At 56.1% G+C, this 15,772-nt stretch carries 19 protein-coding genes; all 19 read left to right on the top strand.

The genetic code is table 11. The features are described from left to right. The first annotated feature begins 210 nt into the window (after positions 1–210). The gene (gene terL / locus ACNKH6_RS00990; protein ID WP_417913680.1) at positions 211–1,497 is read left to right on the top strand and encodes a phage terminase large subunit; all 1,287 of its coding nucleotides are present in this window, start codon (positions 211–213) and stop codon (positions 1,495–1,497) included. Further along, positions 1,497–3,068 (top strand): phage portal protein family protein, encoded by a 1,572-nt coding sequence (locus tag ACNKH6_RS00985; RefSeq protein ID WP_417913679.1) that lies wholly within the window; start codon positions 1,497–1,499, stop codon positions 3,066–3,068. The genes terL and ACNKH6_RS00985 overlap by 1 nt, the downstream gene beginning before the upstream one ends. After that, positions 3,040–3,912, top strand: a complete 873-nt coding sequence (locus ACNKH6_RS00980) for a phage minor head protein (protein ID WP_417913678.1) — start codon at positions 3,040–3,042, stop codon at positions 3,910–3,912. Before ACNKH6_RS00985 ends, ACNKH6_RS00980 begins: the two co-directional genes overlap by 29 nt. Positions 3,913–4,031: 119 nt before the next feature. Further along, positions 4,032–4,307 (top strand): HU family DNA-binding protein, encoded by a 276-nt coding sequence (locus ACNKH6_RS00975; RefSeq protein WP_417913677.1) that lies wholly within the window; start codon positions 4,032–4,034, stop codon positions 4,305–4,307. Continuing rightward, positions 4,307–4,801 carry a phage virion morphogenesis protein gene (locus ACNKH6_RS00970; protein WP_417913676.1) on the top strand — a complete coding sequence of 165 codons (495 nt, stop codon included), beginning with the start codon at positions 4,307–4,309 and terminating at the stop codon, positions 4,799–4,801. Before ACNKH6_RS00975 ends, ACNKH6_RS00970 begins: the two co-directional genes overlap by 1 nt. Further along, positions 4,798–5,934 (top strand): phage protease, encoded by a 1,137-nt coding sequence (locus ACNKH6_RS00965; RefSeq protein WP_417913675.1) that lies wholly within the window; start codon positions 4,798–4,800, stop codon positions 5,932–5,934. Before ACNKH6_RS00970 ends, ACNKH6_RS00965 begins: the two co-directional genes overlap by 4 nt. After that, positions 5,927–6,331: a hypothetical protein gene (locus tag ACNKH6_RS00960; RefSeq protein WP_417913674.1), complete on the top strand. Its 405-nt coding sequence runs from the start codon at positions 5,927–5,929 to the stop codon at positions 6,329–6,331. Before ACNKH6_RS00965 ends, ACNKH6_RS00960 begins: the two co-directional genes overlap by 8 nt. 2 nt (positions 6,332–6,333) lie before the next feature. Continuing rightward, positions 6,334–7,245 carry a Mu-like prophage major head subunit gpT family protein gene (locus tag ACNKH6_RS00955; protein WP_417913673.1) on the top strand — a complete coding sequence of 304 codons (912 nt, stop codon included), beginning with the start codon at positions 6,334–6,336 and terminating at the stop codon, positions 7,243–7,245. After that, positions 7,245–7,559, top strand: a complete 315-nt coding sequence (locus tag ACNKH6_RS00950; RefSeq protein ID WP_417913672.1) for an HI1506-related protein — start codon at positions 7,245–7,247, stop codon at positions 7,557–7,559. The genes ACNKH6_RS00955 and ACNKH6_RS00950 overlap by 1 nt, the downstream gene beginning before the upstream one ends. Further along, a complete protein-coding gene (locus ACNKH6_RS00945) occupies positions 7,556–7,888 on the top strand; it encodes a hypothetical protein (protein ID WP_417913671.1) in 333 nt (110 codons plus the stop codon). Before ACNKH6_RS00950 ends, ACNKH6_RS00945 begins: the two co-directional genes overlap by 4 nt. Continuing rightward, positions 7,878–8,297, top strand: a complete 420-nt coding sequence (locus tag ACNKH6_RS00940; protein ID WP_417913670.1) for a gp436 family protein — start codon at positions 7,878–7,880, stop codon at positions 8,295–8,297. The genes ACNKH6_RS00945 and ACNKH6_RS00940 overlap by 11 nt, the downstream gene beginning before the upstream one ends. Continuing rightward, entirely contained in the window at positions 8,294–8,752 is a 459-nt protein-coding gene (locus ACNKH6_RS00935; protein ID WP_417913669.1) for a hypothetical protein, read from the top strand. The genes ACNKH6_RS00940 and ACNKH6_RS00935 overlap by 4 nt, the downstream gene beginning before the upstream one ends. Continuing rightward, a complete protein-coding gene (locus ACNKH6_RS00930) occupies positions 8,737–8,937 on the top strand; it encodes a hypothetical protein (protein WP_417913668.1) in 201 nt (66 codons plus the stop codon). Before ACNKH6_RS00935 ends, ACNKH6_RS00930 begins: the two co-directional genes overlap by 16 nt. Then, complete coding sequence (locus ACNKH6_RS00925; protein WP_417913667.1) at positions 8,937–10,202, top strand: hypothetical protein; 1,266 nt, start codon at positions 8,937–8,939, stop codon at positions 10,200–10,202. Before ACNKH6_RS00930 ends, ACNKH6_RS00925 begins: the two co-directional genes overlap by 1 nt. A gap of 15 nt (positions 10,203–10,217) precedes the next feature. Beyond that, positions 10,218–10,619 (top strand): hypothetical protein, encoded by a 402-nt coding sequence (locus tag ACNKH6_RS00920; RefSeq protein WP_417913666.1) that lies wholly within the window; start codon positions 10,218–10,220, stop codon positions 10,617–10,619. A gap of 278 nt (positions 10,620–10,897) precedes the next feature. Continuing rightward, on the top strand, positions 10,898–11,503 hold the full coding sequence (locus ACNKH6_RS00915; RefSeq protein WP_417913665.1) for a hypothetical protein: 606 nt from the start codon (positions 10,898–10,900) through the stop codon (positions 11,501–11,503). Positions 11,504–11,533: 30 nt separating this feature from the next. Further along, positions 11,534–11,806, top strand: a complete 273-nt coding sequence (locus ACNKH6_RS00910) for a hypothetical protein (RefSeq protein WP_417913664.1) — start codon at positions 11,534–11,536, stop codon at positions 11,804–11,806. A 53-nt stretch (positions 11,807–11,859) separates the two neighbouring features. Continuing rightward, positions 11,860–13,242 (top strand): hypothetical protein, encoded by a 1,383-nt coding sequence (locus ACNKH6_RS00905; RefSeq protein ID WP_417913663.1) that lies wholly within the window; start codon positions 11,860–11,862, stop codon positions 13,240–13,242. Between the two features lie 3 nt (positions 13,243–13,245). Beyond that, on the top strand, positions 13,246–15,772 hold a 2,527-nt coding region (locus tag ACNKH6_RS00900; protein WP_417913662.1), incomplete at its 3' end, for a tape measure protein.

Here is a 15,772-nt window from a genome sequence, read left to right as displayed (position 1 = left end):
CTCGCAGATCGGCGCATGGGTTGCGGAGTCGGTTTCACCATTCGAGGACGATTCGCCAGCGAAACAGGCCGAGCGGATCAGCCGCGCCAAGGCGGATAAGCTGTTCTTTTTCAAGACCTACCTGCCGCATTATTTCAACTGCGAGTTTGGAGATTTCAGCGGGATTGGTGCGGAAAAGCAGATGGCAAGGACACAGTTTTCCTGGTCGGCGTGCCGCGTGAACATGCCAAGTCCACCTTCTGGAGTTTCGGCGTTCCGCTGTGGAACACCATGTTCAGCGCGCGAAAATTCCATGTCTATATCTCTGACACCAGTGATCTGGCGACGGAATTTGTCATGTCTGTGCGGGCAGAGCTGGAAGAGAATATCCGGCTGCGGCATGACTTCGGCAATCTGCGCGGCAAGCCGTGGCAGAACGTCAACTTCGTCACCAAAAACGGGGTGCGGCATTGGGCCAGAGGCTACGGCGAGCCGGTGCGTGGGCGCAAGCATGGCCCGCACCGCCCGGATTACGTCTGCGCCGACGATTTTGAAAGCGATCAGACCGTGCGCAATCCGCGCATTACGGAGCTGCGCAAGGATTGGCTGAAAGAAGCGGTCATCAGCAGCATCGGGCCGGGCGGTCTGTTTGTCTATGCCAGCAACTTGTTCAGCCCGCGCTCGGCCATCTCGCAGCTCATCGCCGAAGAGGATGAGCAGGGGAGAAAACGCTATGAATCCTGCGTGTATAAGGCATGGATTGGCCGAGGAACACCGAAAGAGCATCCGCTCTGGCCTGCTAAATGGCCGCCTGCGCGGCTGCTGGAAAAAGAGCAGCTTCTGGGCCGCAAGTCCTTCGCCAAGGAGTTCATGAATGAGGTGGAGGACGCGGATGCGGAATTCAAGCGGGCGAATGCCAGATTTTACGAAGAGCATCCGCCGCTGCATGAGCTGACAGTGGCTGCATTCTGCGATCCTTCGGGTAAGTCGGCGAAGAAAAACGACTTCCGGGCGGTAGTCACGGTTGGAATGCACCGGAAAACCATGATGTTCTACGTGCTCGACGCTTGGATCAAGCACAAACCGCTGGAAGAGATGATGGCGCAGTGCTACCGGATGCACGGGCAATATGGCGGCTCGGTCGGCATCGAAGAGAACATGTTTGGCGAGTTCCTGCATGAGGCAATCAAGACCTATGCGCAGGCCGCTGGGCGGTATATCCCCTGGGTGCCAATCCGGCACAGCAGCAACAAAGAGGCTCGCATTGTCGGCACGTTGTCGCATTTGTACGAGCGCGGATGGCTGCTTTTCCAGAAGAACCACAGCGACCAGAACCTGCTGCTTGATCAGCTTGTTTTGCTCGAAGACGCGAACGTCAACGATGACGGCCCAGATGCGCTGGAAGGGGCAGTTGCGCTGCTGCAAAAACGTGGCAGCGGCAAGATTGAATTCCATCGCGTGGAGCCGCGCCGGTCGTCCGGCGCAGGCCCAGGAGCGGGAAGAAGGGGGATAATTTGATGCCCCTGCTTGATCAATACGGACAGCCAGTCCGCAGCATCCCATCCCGCATCCCAGCCGCAAAATGGCTGTCGAATCAGCGGCTGGAGGTCTGGCACGGCATCACGCCGGACAAGATGGCCGCCCTGTTCCGCCGCACGGACATAGGCGATCTGGCAGCGGTTGAGGAACTGTACTCGGCCTTGGGCCGCATGGATACACAGGTGCATTGCGAGACGGAGAAATATCTCAGCGGCATCTTGTCGCTCGAAGATCAATTAACTCCGGCCAGCAACGATCCAAAAGACAATGAAATTTGCGATTTCGTCCGCGCCACGCTGCTGGAGCATCCGCAATGGGCAGATTTTAAAGCCACTTTGGCCCATGCCAGACTGGCTGGCGTTGCCTGTGCGGAGCCGGTCTGGGCCGAGGCAGACGGGAAGGTCATCATCAAAGAGTTCCGCCGCCTGCCGATCAGCCGCTTGACGTACACCGGCCTTGACGGCCTGCTGCTTGACTGGCCCCTGCTGCTGACCGATGAGCAGCCGCAGGGCATGCCGATTGATCCGCGCAATATTGTGCTGCATTGCGGCAACAGCTTGGCAGAGCATCCGGTGCGGCAGGGGGCGCTGCGTTCGGCTGCCTGGCTGGTGATGCTCAAGCATTACAGCACCAAGGACTGGTGGCGTTTTGGCGAGCAGTACGGCATCCCTTGGCGGCTTGGGAAGTATGAAACGACTGCGTCGGAAGAGGATATCGCTGTCCTGCATAATGCCCTGCTGCATCTCGGATCGGATGGTTCTGGCGCAATGCCAAAAAGCACCGAGATTGAGCTGGTGCAAGCTGCGCAAGCTGGCTCAGTCTCGCTGTTCGGCGATCAGGTGTCGTTTTGCGATGCGGCTATCAGCAAGGTGATCAACGGAGGAACGCTGGCCACCGATGTCGGCAAAAATGGCGGAGCATTAGCAACTGCCGCGATACAGCGGAAAGGCACCGAAGACATATGGACTGCTGAAGGCAAACGGCTGGCTGGCGCAATCATGCAGCAGCTTGTCAAGCCGCTGGTGCAGCTCAATTACGGCCAGCAGGCAGCCTTGCCAAGGCTTGGCCTGAATCTGATCAGCCAAGAAGACTATGAAAAGAAAGCAAAATGGTTCGAGCTGGTTGTTGATCGGGCTGGTGTTGGCCGCAAGGAATACTACAAGCAGTACGGCTTGACTCCGCCGGAAATTGATGCGGACATTATTGGCGGCACCGGTCCGGCGAAGAAGGCTCCACAGATGCTTTCAGCAAAGCGTCCTGTTCCGGCTGATCCGCAGCGACAGCAGGATGCACGGCAGGCAGTAATTGATCGGCTGGCTGCCCGCGCCGCTGAAGAGACAGCGGCGGAATTTTCCCGCAACCAAGCCGAGATTGTGGCGGCGGTGCGCAAGGCGAAAGACTGGGACGAAGCCCTGGCGGCTGTTGTCGGTCTATACCCTGAGCTTGAAACCAAGCAGCTTAATCGGCTGCTGGCCCAGTCCATGACTGCCGCCCAAGTGTACGGGCGCAAAACAGGGCAGGATGATGCCGCAGGCCGTCAGGACTCTTGAACCGCTGCCCTTTGAAGAGGCGATCCGGTTTTGGGACGGCAAGGTGCTGCTGGATGCGGATGAGTTCTACACCCTGACTGACGCGCTGCGGGCACGGGCTTTTGCGGTGTCCGGCATCGCCAAGGGCGAGCAGCTGGCAACGGTTCATGCTGCCATCCGCAAGGCGGTTGCGGATGGCAGCACCTTCAGGGATTTCCAGCGGGATTGCGGAGATATCTTTGCAGGACTTGGATGGACGGGGAAGTCTGCGCACCGGGCGGAGCTGGTGTTTCAGACCGGCGTGCAGTCCGCCTACATGCAGGGCTGCTATGAGCAGCTCATGGCGGACAGGGATATTTTCCCGAACTGGCAATATCTTACGGCAAGAGACAGCAAAGTGCGGCCAGCTCACGCGGCAATGCACGGACGCGTCTGGCCCGCTGGTCATAAAATGTGGGACATCTGGTTCCCATACCGGAGCTGGCGGGTGAACAAGTGGTTCCGCTGCCGCTGCGGCGTAGTCGGGCTGACTGACTCGGATGTCAGCAGCCGTGGAATTGCAACAGATGTCCCGCTTGGGCGGCTGGTCAATCTGGCGGACGATCCAACAGCCAGGCCGCTGGCAGTTGAAACTGCGGTGCCTTATGGCGAGCAGGTGCCGGTCTGGGACGAGGCTGGCGCGCTGATCGGCTACGAAACGCTGGTGCCTGCTGATGCTGACCTTTCCGACCCTGACTATGGGGCGGAGCTGGAAGAGTGGGTCACTGCCGCAGTGGCGGAATGGCCGCCTGAGCTGGCCGCCTTGGTGCTGGCCGAGCTGTACAGCAATAAGGAGTTGATGGCCTATTTCGCCGCTGGGAAATAGGAGGAATGCGCAAATGGCTTTTTTAGGCGGTTTTGCAGGCGGACGATAAAAGGTGCGCGATGATCAGAGGAAAACGATCAGGAAGAATTCTAAACGAGGTCTAAACGTGGGTGGGCGCAATGACAAAGACAGAGCTGATTGAGCGGGCGGCGGCGGCGGCTAAGGTGAGCAAAAAAGCGGCGCAGGAAGTGCTGGACAGCGTGCTGGCAGATATTGCGCAAACGGCAGCGGAAGGCGGCGAGGTGCGGCTGTTTGGCTTTGGCACCTTCAAAAATATCAAACGGCAGGCCCGCATCTGTCGGAATCCGCAGACCGGCGAGCAGGTGCAGGTTGCAGCACGGACAGCAATCAAGTTCCGCCCGGCAAAAATAGCAAGGAAGGAGGAGGGCCGCTGATGGCGATCTCGCTGGACTGCAACAGCCTGGCTGTCCACGCCCTGATTGACGGCACGATCAGCAGGGTGAAGGGCGGACAGCTCCAGCGCATCGCGGCGGGCATTGTCCGGGAGTCAGTGATTGCCAACTTCGGATTCAGTGGCCGTCCGCCGTGGGCGGCCCTGGAGCATCGCAAAGGCGGCAGTCCGCTGATCAAGTCCGGAGGACTGAAGGGCAGTATCTACTCCCGTTACGACAGCGATGCCGCTTATGTTTATACCACAAAAAAATATGCGCCAACGCATCAGTTCGGAGCAAAAAAAGGAGAATACGGAACAGCGACGGCGAACGTGAAGGAGTTTAGTCGTAAGAATGGCTCAAAAGTGAGGGCACATACGCGGCAGCAACAGATTCCGTGGGGTGATGTTCCAGCCAGGCCGTTCATGCTGATTCAGGACGAGGATATTGTGAAAATTCAGGCCAAGCAAGCGATATTTATAGAGAGGGGAGCATGACGCTATATGTCGGTAAAGCGCAACCAGTCAATCTTGGCGCAGATAATGCTCTGCCAGATTGGGTGACATGGTTTCCGGAAGGGAAGGCGCAACTTGAGGATGGCCCAGAATATTGGGTTACTCCAGAGAGCTGGCAGCTCGTCAAAGCGGCCATCGACCGGCGTGGCTTGGAGTTGGTGGTTGATTACGAACATCAGACGCTGAATTCCGAAAAGAATGGTCAGCCAGCTCCAGCAATGGGCTGGTGTAAAGAATGGCGGTATGTGCCAGGGGTTGGCATTCAGGCCCGAGTCGAATGGAAACAGGCTGGGGCGGATTTCCTGCGGAAAGGAGAGTACCGGTACTTCTCTCCGGTTTTTGATATCAAAAAAGGAAGCGATGGCAAGCTGATCTTGAGCAGGGTGTACAATCTCGCCCTGACCAATGACCCGCGCACCAACAATCTCAAAGCAATTGCCGCTAAATTGGCGGCGGGAGAAAACGGAATGGATGTACAGCAAATTGCCGCCCTGCTGGGTATGGCGGAAACAGCCACGCCGGAAGAGGTGCTGGCTGAACTGGGCAAACTGAAGGAAAAGACAGGCAAGCTGGCTGAGTTGCTGGGTCTGCCTGCGGAAGCTGGATATGACCAGGTATTGGCGGCTGTGCAGCAGCTTGTCGGACCTGGCGCAGAAGAGATGGCTGCCATGAAGAAAGAGCAGGTCTGCGCTGCGAAGATGAAGGCAGCTCTTGGCCTGCCGAAAGATGCCAGCGATGATCTGGCAGTCATGACAATCAAGGCTAAGGCGGGTGCTGGAGACCAAGCCAAGGGTATGGCGGAAAAGCTGGCTGCGCTGGAAGAAGAGGCAGCATCTGTCAAGGCCGAGAAGCTGCTGGCTAAATATGCCGCCAAGCTCTCCCCTGGCATGTTGGCTGATAAAGAGGCTGATTGGGCTGGTTTTGCAAAACGGGATCCAAAAGGCTTTGAACAGATTGCCAAGAGCCTGCCGGATGCAGTTCCCGCGCCATTGCCAAGCAAGCAAGAGCAAGCCGACAATGTGCATTTAACACAAGAGGATGAGGTGTATTGCGCTAAATTTGGCGTGGATAAAAAAGAATACCTGAAAACCAAGCAGGAGGTCTTTCATGGCTGAGAGACAAATAGTTCGCGAAATTGGACGCACAAATCAAGGGCCTGTAGGCGCAGTCAAAATCGAATTCGGCAACATGCTGGCGCGCAACGCATCCGGGCACCTTGTTCATGCCGCAGACACTGCCGGGCTGGTTGTCTGCGGTGTGTGCGAGCAGACGGTTGACAACAGCGCAGGCGCGGCAGGCGCGGTCAAAGGGCAGTACGTGACCGGAGAGGCGTACTGGTTCAGCAATGACGGTACAAATCCCGTTACGGCAGCGGAGCTTGGCAAGAGTGTCTACGTGAAGACTTCGGCCAGCGTCTGCGTTGCCGCAGGCTCAACCAACAGCATTGTGGCAGGCGTGGCGATGGAATTGAGTGCCACTCGCGGCGTTAAAATCTTCATCGGGAGCAGATAATCATGCCAAGCGCAGTCAATCAAGCGGTATTGGATGCCCTCTACACTGGATGGCAGACCAAGCTGATGATGCAGTTCCGCAGCACAAAGACGTATTGGCAGCGGCTTGCCATGCCGACAAAGTCCAACGCGGCGAAAGAGGAATATCCGTTTGTCGAAGATTTGGGCCTGATGCAAGAATATTTCGGCGAGATGGCAGCGGAGAGCGTGATTGCGCAGCTGCATACTGTGCCGAACCGCAAATTTGCCAAGGTGGTCACTGTCCGCCGGGAGGATATCGAACGGGACAAGCTCAACCTGCTGCCGACCAGCGCGGCATCCTACGGCGAGGCGATGGCGTTGTGGCCCGACGACATGCTCGGCGAGGTGCTGCGCAGCATGTTCAGCATCCGCTGTTATGACAGCCAGTACTTCCTCGACACGGATCACCCGGTCGGCAGCGGCGTGGTCAGCAATGCAGGCACTAAAAAGCTGGATTTCTCCACCTTGGCAAAGGCGCAGGGCAGCTTCGGTCTTGGCAAGACGGCCATGCAGTCGCTCAAGGACAAGGACGGAAAACCGTACATGATCAGCCCGACCTTGCTTGTTGTTGGGGCTGATCTGGAGGACATGGCCAAGGCAGGCATGACGGCGGAACGGCTGGAGGACGGAAAAAACAATATCTACCGCAACGCCTGCGAGGTGCTGATGGTGCCGTGGATGCCAGCCAATCAATGGCTGCTGGTTGATGCCAGCAAGGTGACAAAACCGTTCATCGTGCAGACGGAAGTTGCGCCGCAGCCGCTGCCGCCGCCTTCGGTAGATTCCGACATGTGGAAAATGGAGGAAAAAGCGGTCTTTGGCTGCAAGGCGCGCGGCAATGCGCATGTGGCCTTCTGGCAGCTTGCATGGGGATCAGACGGGACGGTGGCGTGATGCAGGCAATCATAATCAGTTGCTCTTCGGAGCGCGGATTTCGGCGGGCTGGTGTTTTTCACCCGCATGGCAGGAAAACATGGATGCCGGGCGATCTGACCGAACAGCAGGTTGAACAAATTATGCAAGAGGCGCAGCGGCCTAACTCGCCATTGACCGTGATGATTGCGGATGCCGCTCTTGCCCTGCTCCGACCCTTCCTGCGCGTGTCTGAGACGCAAGCGCAGGCTGCTCTTGCCGAACTGCTACCGCCAGAGTCGATAAAAGGTGAGGGCGGAGAGAAGAAACCTGCGAAAAAGGAGAACAAGTCATGAACATGGGCCTCTGCTTTTTTGGAATAATCAGTGCTTCCACCGTTGTTTTGGCAGTAATGGCAGTGTATCCGACTATGCCGAAGGCAAGAGTGTGGAAGGACAAGAAAACAGGGTGTGAATATCTGGTTTCCGCTGGCAGCATCATCCCCCGCTTGGATGGCAGCCGCCAGCAGATTGGTTGCCGCTGGATTGACCCGGATACTGGCGTGGTGGCGACAGATGTGGGTATCCAGACTGCCGAGGTCACTTCAAGGACGATTGAGGCCTGCTCTCGGTCAGGCAAGCGGTTAGTTCCTGAGCCTACGCCTAGTGCAAAAAATGTACGCTGATTTCGATGATCTGACGACGGAAATAGACCGGCTCACGCTGATCCGGCTCACTGATGACGATAATCTCGGCGAGCCAAACCAGCACGTCTGCGCTCTGGCTCTGGTCAAAGCGTCGGAGCGGATTGACAGCAAGATCGGCATGAGGTACCCGCTGCCGCTGGCCGCGCCGCTGCCGGGCGCGCTCAAGGGCTGGTGCGTTGACATCGCAGCCTATTATCTTTTTGGCCGCAGGTCGGAATCTCCTGGAGATGTCTGGCGGGATCGCTATGAGCGGGCTGAAGCTGATTTGGACAAGGTGGCGCAGGGCAAGTTGACGCTCGGCTGGCCCGATCCGCAGGGGGAAGCCAGGCGGCAGCCAGTGCTGTTCAGCGCGCGCGCCGGTGTTTTTGGCGGCGGAGGTGTGCTGTGAACGACCTGCTCAACGCGGTGCGCGAAGTGCTGCTGGAAGGGCTTGATTCTGCGGTGTATCGGGCGGCTGACATCTACATTGCCGTAGCCGAGGATGATCCGCCGGTCGGCATGGGGTTTCCAGCGGTCGGCATCAAAGACGGCGGGGAGACTGTTTCCCAGCAAAGCTGCAATGTTGATGATGTGACGCAGCGGGTCAAATTGGTGCTGTGGGCAGCAAAATCGGCTGGCAGCGGGCAAGTGCAGGGCGACGCGACGCAGCCTGGTGTGCTGGGGACGGAGAAAGATGTTGAGCGTGCGCTGCGGTACAAGCCGCTGCCGCTGCGGGGCGAGCCGTTCGGGTTCAAGGTTGCATCGTCCGCATCAGAGCAGCTGGTGTCAGCGGCAGGAAGAATTGTGCAGCAGAAAATTGTGACGTTTGAATTTTTAAGGGAAAGACAATGGGATACAAGCTGAAGCAAAGCTGTCCCGCCTATTCGCCGGTAGATGGCGAGTGCGCAGGCAGGAGGTACGAGCATGGGGTGGAATATGTAGAAATTCCGCCGGGTGATGCCGATAATTTTGACAGCGCAGATGCGGCAATCAAGCCGCTGGCGGACTTCGGCAAGAGAAAGAAACAGGACGACAAGGAGACTGAGTAATGATCAACACCCGTGCCAATCTGAATCTGCTTGCCGTCTCCGCCGCGCTCAGAGAGACAGCAATCAACACGCCGCAGAACACAAGCCAGACCCTGCTGGTCTCGGCAGACAACTATCTGGATGTTTCGCCGCGACGCGAGAACAACGCCAGCGACGCGAATGGCCTGGAAGAACCTGATATCATTTATGATAACGGGAAGACAGCAACGCTGCCGCTGACATTCGACAAGCTCCAGCCGAACCAGGCCGCATTCATGCTTGCTTACGGCCTTGGATCAGTGACTTCGGCAACAGCTGGGACTGGAAAACTGCATACTATCAAGCCAATTGACGGCGACATAGACGCGGAACGCAGCAATCCGACGTTTACAGGCGTGCAGCGGCGGGCCAAGACTGTGGAATTTTTGCGGTCTGCAAGCATGGCTGTCTCATCCTGCTCGATCACCTTTGCGGCAGATGACTGGGTGAAGGGAGCGGCAAGCTGCGTCGGCACGGGCCGGACCGAATCGACCTTGACCGAGGTCAGCATCACAGCCTTGGATAACGTGACATCCCTGACTCTTCCTGTTGCCGCAGCCGGAACAACGGCCGCGGATCGGCTTGACAATGTGCACCAAGTCCGCGCCCTGTACGGCGGAGCGTGGCAGTGGATCAAGCCGACCGACTCACCGACAGCGACAACACTGACTGTTCCGTCGCTGGGCGGCGCAGGGGCAAGCGTGACCTACAAAGTGCTCTACGCGCAGACGCTGCCCGCATGGACGACCATGCCCGCCCGGATCAACGAGTCGCCCCTGCGCGTGTCGCAGATGTGTCTGACAATCGGCGGCGCGTGGAACGGCACGGCGTTTGTCGGCGGGGTCGGATTAGGCGCAAGTCTCGGCTCGTTCGAATGGAGCCTTGACAACAAGATATCGCCGGTCTTCACGCCCTGCGCTGGCGGTGCGTATGCGGGCCAGATGCTGCGTGGCAAGCGCGAGCAGAAGATCAAGCTGTCGCGGGAGCTGCGCAGCTTGCTGCTGGCGAACTATATGCGCAACAACGAGTATTTCGGCCTGTATGTGCTGTGCGAGGGCGCACTGTATGACGCGACCAACAAGTACACCCTTGAGGCGATTTTTCCCCGGCTCGGCGTGATCAGTGATCCGCTGAAGTCAAACAAGGATCGGGTGTCTGAAGACGGCGAGCTGACTGTGCTGCAAGACGCGACCTACGGCTCATCAATTTTCAGGATCAAAAATTTAGTCAGCGGCTATGCCGCATAACACGAGGATTATGCTATGAGAATCTGCGCAAAAGATGCGATCAGCACGCTGCGGATAGAAGATGCCCTGAGCGGATCGACACTGGAAATCCACTACCGGCTGCCAACCACGGAAGAGCGGCAGGCTGTGGTCAACGAGCAGCTGCGTAAAGAAGGCGGCGAGGTGATCAATGACTTTATCGCCTCCCGGATCAAATACGGCCTGCGGATCACAACCGGTTTCCGCGCGGGCGATTTTGGCCGGATGGAAGATGGCAAAGCGGTCCCAATGGCTTCTGATCCTAGACATGAGCACTATTATGCCGACTGGAAAGATGCGCTGGCAGAAGGCGCGGGTGATGTGCTGCTGCGCCTTGCATCGCATGTCTTTGATTCCTCGGTCTCGCTGGCAAAGCGTGAGGTTGAGGAAAAAAACTGACGGATGACCTTTCCGCGCTGCGGAAAGGTCTGTGCGGCGGACAGGACGAAGCAAACTGCGCGGCGGAATTCGGTGATGGGCTTGCGTGGGCCTGCCGTCGCTGCCCGCGCAAAAGGGCTGACGATCTGAATCCTTACACGCTCAAGCTCCTGCGCTGCTGGCAGCTCCAGGAGGCAGGATATCCGATAGCTGCAAACGATCTGACCTTGGATGAGTGGATGGATTTGGGAATTGTTCGACGGATGCTGTCCTCCGCAAAAACGCAATGAAGAACGCAGATGGAAATCATCAACAGAACTGCGACAGTCAACCTGGACACGCCGCACGGTATTACTCCCCGTTTCCGCTTTGTGTTCAGCAAAGCGGACGGGGCGGCGCACAATCTGACCGGGAAAAGCGTGAGCTTCGACATTTATGACGGCAGGATGACTCTGCTGTTCAGCGCGGGCAGCGGCATTGATGTCACGGGAAATGTCATTGACGTGCGGCTTGAAGGCGCAGCTTACACGCGGATACGCGAGTATCCGGGACGGCAGTACAGCTACGGCATGACCGTGGGCGATGATTTCCGCATTCAAGGAACATACCGCTCGCTGGCGCGGGCCGGGCCAGTCAGTCCGGCGCAAGAGGCAGTGCAGGTCGTCATCGCCAGCGTTGAGGTGCGGGTTTCTTTGGCAGCGCCCGCCGTGCCGTCAGCCGCAGCTGAGGAGATCGTGCTGGCGCAGCAGCTTGACCGGCCTGCCAGCCGTTCTCTGGCAGGAAAAATCAGGAGAAGGGAAGAGGATGGCAACGAGCTGCTTGAGCGGTGTCAAAAAGTTGGCAGAAGCAAATCTGGCAAAGAAAAATGGGCATGGTGCCCATTTATGAAAACGGTGTGGCGGTAGCCGCTCCGGGTATCAGCATGGAGGCTGATCATGGCATATGTAAACATTTTGTACGCGGATCAAATCATCAATCAGGCCGGAGATGATCTGGTCATCAGCAGCATTGTGCTCGCTGACAATGCTGCGGCACTGGTCGCGGCAGAGCACAAGCACATGCTGCGCAAGGTGCGGACTGTTATCGACGATGTGGTGACAACGCGGTATGACCGCAGTGTCGAAACCGGTGTGGACGAAAACAGCGATCCGATCTGGAGCTGGGTGACCGAATCTTCTCGCTCATACACGATGCCGCCTGCCCCGTAATTATGAACTTCCTCCGCATTCTGTTTGCGGGTGCGGAGGAGCTGGAGGAAATAATGGAACGCATCAACAGAACAACGACAGTCAATCTTGACACCCCGCACGGCCTTTTGCCCCGCTTCCGCTTTGCTTTTCACACTCCAGACGGCACAGGATATGATATCAGCGGCATCCTGATAACGTTTGAAATATACGAAAATAACATGGAGCTGCTCTGTGCGGCTTCGACAGATGCCGGTGGCGTTTCCGCCGTCGGCAATATTGCTGAGGTGTCGTTTGAAACGATAAGCGATTACGCTCTGGTGCGGGAATATCCGCAGAAGAGATACAAATATGGCATGACTGTCGGCAATGACTTCCGCATTCAGGGTCAGTATCGTTCGCTTCCACGCGCCGGAGCAGCGCAGGACAGCGCGGACAGCTGGCGGATCGAAGTCGGCGAGGTGGTGTGCGCTGTCAGTGTCGCTTCATCTTCTGGCCCGCAAGGCCCCGCAGGCCCACAGGGGCCGACTGGGCCAAAAGGCGATAAAGGCGATCAAGGAGCTGTCGGGCCACAAGGGCCGCAGGGAGAGAAGGGCGACAAGGGCGATCCGGGGACTGCTGGCCCGCAAGGACCGGCAGGAGCGGCTGGGGGACAGGGCGCGACCGGCCCCGCAGGCCCAGCCGGGCCGCAGGGACCTGCTGGTTTGAATGGCATTGATATTGTCACTTCTGTTCCGTCGCCAGTTCCTGGGCAAGTACGACTCTATGCGATGGCTGAGCCTGGTGTTGCTGGATTCGGTTCTTATGTATTGAGTCAAAACTGGATTAAATTTTCTACCAATGATTTTATGCTTTCTGTTGGACAGTTTGGATCTCTGAAAGCTTATCCTCCGAATGTCTATGGGTATATTGGTTTTTCTGTAGTTAGTTCGGGTATATATTATGGAGAGAGAGCAATAACTTTTACTGTATCAGCAACTAATTCTATGTATTACCCTTCTGTTCCATTTCTTTTTGTTGGAATTATAAATAATATTGTAGTATCAGATACGTATAAATCAATTGACCTTGCAAACTCTGAGGCTGTTGGTATTCAAACAGCTATTGGTTATCCTGGTCAAAATGTTAATTTTTTTGATGGAACATATACAGGAACATCATTTGGACTATCTCTTAGCAGCAATACTTTAACTATAAGATTTTCAGAAGGAAAAATTATAGTCAATGCTATTGTTGATGGGGTTGATTATTCAGAACAGAGGATTCTATCTAGTAAGGCGCTAAATCTGATAGATAAGGGATATCGTCTTGCTATTAGCTTTGGAACATACGCAAATGTTAATTATTTTGGAAACTATTTACTTGTAGATGATTACACAACAGATGGTCTTGTTTCTGCTCAAGCTATTTTCGGTGTCATGCCAGACGGTAAAATAGTTCGTTATCTTTGGAGATGACGTATGTCTGGAAATACTGCAACATTACAGATTGAAATCAAAGTTGGCGGCGACGGCACTGTTCAGCTCGGTCAAATCAACAGGGCGCTTGGACAAGTTGACGCGGCAGCGCGGCAGTCGGCGCAGGGGCTTGGCACGGCAAGTCAGGGCTTGGGGCAGCTCAAGGCGGCCTCTGTTGCCTTTTTGGCTATAGAGATGGCCAAAAAAGTGGCTGAATGGGGCAAAGAATATCTTTATCTTGCGGACAACATGTCCGTGCTGTCGGCAAAAATGGGGCTGGTTACTGGTTCCGCCGCAGAACAGCAGGCGGTGCAGCAGCAGCTCTATGCGATGTCGCAGGAGACGCGCACAGCGATCTCTGCCAATGCCGATGCGTTTTTCAGTTATTCCAACGCCATGGCTTCAACGGGCGCGTCCAGCAAGGATGTGCTCGAAGTTGTTGATTTGGTTACTAAGTCACTGAAAGTCAGCGGCGCGACTGCTGCGGAGTCATCCTCTTTTACCTTGCAGTTTGGCCAGGCTCTGTCTTCGGGTGTCCTGCAAGGCGATGAATTCCGCGCAATGGTTGAATCCAACTCAGTCTTTGCACGGGAGCTGGCTAAATCTCTCGATACAGACATCGCCGGACTGCTGGCCATGTCTTCGGCAGGCGAACTGACCACCGCCAAGCTGGCGGAAGACTTCCCGGCGATGGCCCAAAACATCAACGCTTCTTTCGAGCAGATTCCGCCGACCATCGAGGGCGCGCTGACCACGGTGCAGAACGTCTTCGCGATGGTGCTGGGCGGGGCAAATGATGCGACGGGGGGCACGCAGTTTTTGGCTGAGGAGATATCCGGGTTGGCTGTCACGGTTCAGGCTAATGCGCCAGCCATCCAAGCCTTGTTCTCCGGCATTGTCGTCTTGGCGGACAGTGCCGTCAGGTCGATATCCGGCGTTGTCGGGGTGATTCAGACTTTGGCATCCTCTGCAACAACTGCAACTGCCTATGTTGTTGATAAGTTGTCAGTAGCTGCTGATTATTACGGAGTAACCGAAAATGCTGTAATGAATGTTAAAGCCGCCACAGATGCGGCTAGAGAGTCGGCTGTTGACCTTGCGGGTAAGGCTATTGGTAGTTTCACCCAAATGGTGCAATCAACTGCCAATGCCAAAAAAGAGCAGGAGGAGTACCGAAAGTCCATTGCAGGCAGCTCAGAGCAGGTGCTGAAGGATATTGATGCGCAGAAGAAGCGGGAGCAGGAGCATTCTGGCAGTGTTGACCGGATGACCAAGGCCGAAGCCAACGCGGCGGGTGAGCGGGCAAAAATCCTTGACGACATGTACAAAGCTATCGGCGGGGAGGCATATTACCAGCACGAAGCCGAGAAGGCTCTTGCCCATGTCGAGGTGCTGAAAAAGGCCGGGGCAACCGAGGAAGAGCAGGCGCGATACACTTACGGAAAAATAGCGGAATTATCCGAGCAGGCGTGGAAAAAAGGTGAAACGGCGGCGGGAGAATATCTTGATCAGATTAAGAGTTCGATGGCTGATGCAGTTGGCGTGACGCAGCAGTCCAGCGCAGCGTATGCTGATGCCATCACGAAAGCATGGAAAGATGCAAGGGTTGGTTCTGATGAATATTTTTCAGTTCAATCAGAAAAACTACAGAAAGAAAAGGATGAGATAGCTGCCGCAACAGGAAACAATCTTCTTGCTGAACAATGGTATTATTCAGAACTTTCTAAATTATCTCATGAAACAGGACAGTCTGTAGTCGGAGATTTGTCTGCGATTACAGATGCAGCGCAGACGCTCGGAGGAGTTTCTCCTGTCATTTCTGTTGATGCTGATACGAATTCTGCGCTTGAAAACATGTCTTCTGCGCAGTCTGCTGCTGAACAGCTTAATTCATCTACTGCTATTGTATCGGTTGATGCGGACACCTCAAATTTCAACAGCAAGATGAATGCTGTTGAATCACGCGTGGAGCATATCAAGGGGCAGTTCGGTGTCAATACCAAGGATGCTGGGGAGCTTAGAGCGGCTATAGAAATGCTCAATCGCACTCCTACCCTTGATCCATTTGGCGACACGCGCAAGAGGTACCGGGAGTTGATTGATGAAATCAACAGGAATCAGGGTGCTTCTTCGGTAACAACATCAAGCCAGCCAACAGGGGTTGGAAGTTACACAGGAGGAAGCTACTTCAGTGGATTTTCCGGCGGCGGCTATACTGGAGATGCCCCCCGTTCTGGCGGCATTGACGGCGAAGGCGGGTATTTGGCAATACTGCATCCGCAAGAGACTGTCATTGATCATACCGCCCCAGACAAGGCGGCGATTGGCAGTCTGTTCAGCCAGTTCGCCGTGCCGCAGACGCAAGCGGCCAACAGCTTCACCGGCCAGTTCGCCGTGCCGCAGATCAATTTGATGGCCCCGGCGCAGGCCATGCGCGACGCGATGCCGCAGATGCCGCAGCTTCAAGCGGCCAGCAGCTTCACTGGCCAGTTCGCCATGCCGCAGATCAACTTGATGGCCCCGGTGCAGG

The sequence above is a fragment of the Candidatus Electronema sp. JM genome, assembly GCF_048287415.1.
In the GTDB taxonomy this organism is placed as follows: domain Bacteria; phylum Desulfobacterota; class Desulfobulbia; order Desulfobulbales; family Desulfobulbaceae; genus Electronema.
Note: the sequence above shows the minus strand (reverse complement) of the source record. Positions and strands in the feature narration are given on the sequence as shown.

What these genes read in the sequence shown, in the direction of transcription:
- ACNKH6_RS00985 (WP_417913679.1), top strand. Translation starts at nt 1,497, where the DNA reads ATGCCCCTGCTTGATCAATACGGACAGCCAGTCCGCAGCATCCCATCC.
- ACNKH6_RS00980 (WP_417913678.1), top strand. Translation starts at nt 3,040, where the DNA reads ATGATGCCGCAGGCCGTCAGGACTCTTGAACCGCTGCCCTTTGAAGAG.
- ACNKH6_RS00975 (WP_417913677.1), top strand. Translation starts at nt 4,032, where the DNA reads ATGACAAAGACAGAGCTGATTGAGCGGGCGGCGGCGGCGGCTAAGGTG.
- ACNKH6_RS00970 (WP_417913676.1), top strand. Translation starts at nt 4,307, where the DNA reads ATGGCGATCTCGCTGGACTGCAACAGCCTGGCTGTCCACGCCCTGATT.
- ACNKH6_RS00965 (WP_417913675.1), top strand. Translation starts at nt 4,798, where the DNA reads ATGACGCTATATGTCGGTAAAGCGCAACCAGTCAATCTTGGCGCAGAT.
- ACNKH6_RS00960 (WP_417913674.1), top strand. Translation starts at nt 5,927, where the DNA reads ATGGCTGAGAGACAAATAGTTCGCGAAATTGGACGCACAAATCAAGGG.
- ACNKH6_RS00955 (WP_417913673.1), top strand. Translation starts at nt 6,334, where the DNA reads ATGCCAAGCGCAGTCAATCAAGCGGTATTGGATGCCCTCTACACTGGA.
- ACNKH6_RS00950 (WP_417913672.1), top strand. Translation starts at nt 7,245, where the DNA reads ATGCAGGCAATCATAATCAGTTGCTCTTCGGAGCGCGGATTTCGGCGG.
- ACNKH6_RS00945 (WP_417913671.1), top strand. Translation starts at nt 7,556, where the DNA reads ATGAACATGGGCCTCTGCTTTTTTGGAATAATCAGTGCTTCCACCGTT.
- ACNKH6_RS00940 (WP_417913670.1), top strand. Translation starts at nt 7,878, where the DNA reads ATGTACGCTGATTTCGATGATCTGACGACGGAAATAGACCGGCTCACG.
- ACNKH6_RS00930 (WP_417913668.1), top strand. Translation starts at nt 8,737, where the DNA reads ATGGGATACAAGCTGAAGCAAAGCTGTCCCGCCTATTCGCCGGTAGAT.
- ACNKH6_RS00925 (WP_417913667.1), top strand. Translation starts at nt 8,937, where the DNA reads ATGATCAACACCCGTGCCAATCTGAATCTGCTTGCCGTCTCCGCCGCG.
- ACNKH6_RS00920 (WP_417913666.1), top strand. Translation starts at nt 10,218, where the DNA reads ATGAGAATCTGCGCAAAAGATGCGATCAGCACGCTGCGGATAGAAGAT.
- ACNKH6_RS00915 (WP_417913665.1), top strand. Translation starts at nt 10,898, where the DNA reads ATGGAAATCATCAACAGAACTGCGACAGTCAACCTGGACACGCCGCAC.
- ACNKH6_RS00910 (WP_417913664.1), top strand. Translation starts at nt 11,534, where the DNA reads ATGGCATATGTAAACATTTTGTACGCGGATCAAATCATCAATCAGGCC.
- ACNKH6_RS00905 (WP_417913663.1), top strand. Translation starts at nt 11,860, where the DNA reads ATGGAACGCATCAACAGAACAACGACAGTCAATCTTGACACCCCGCAC.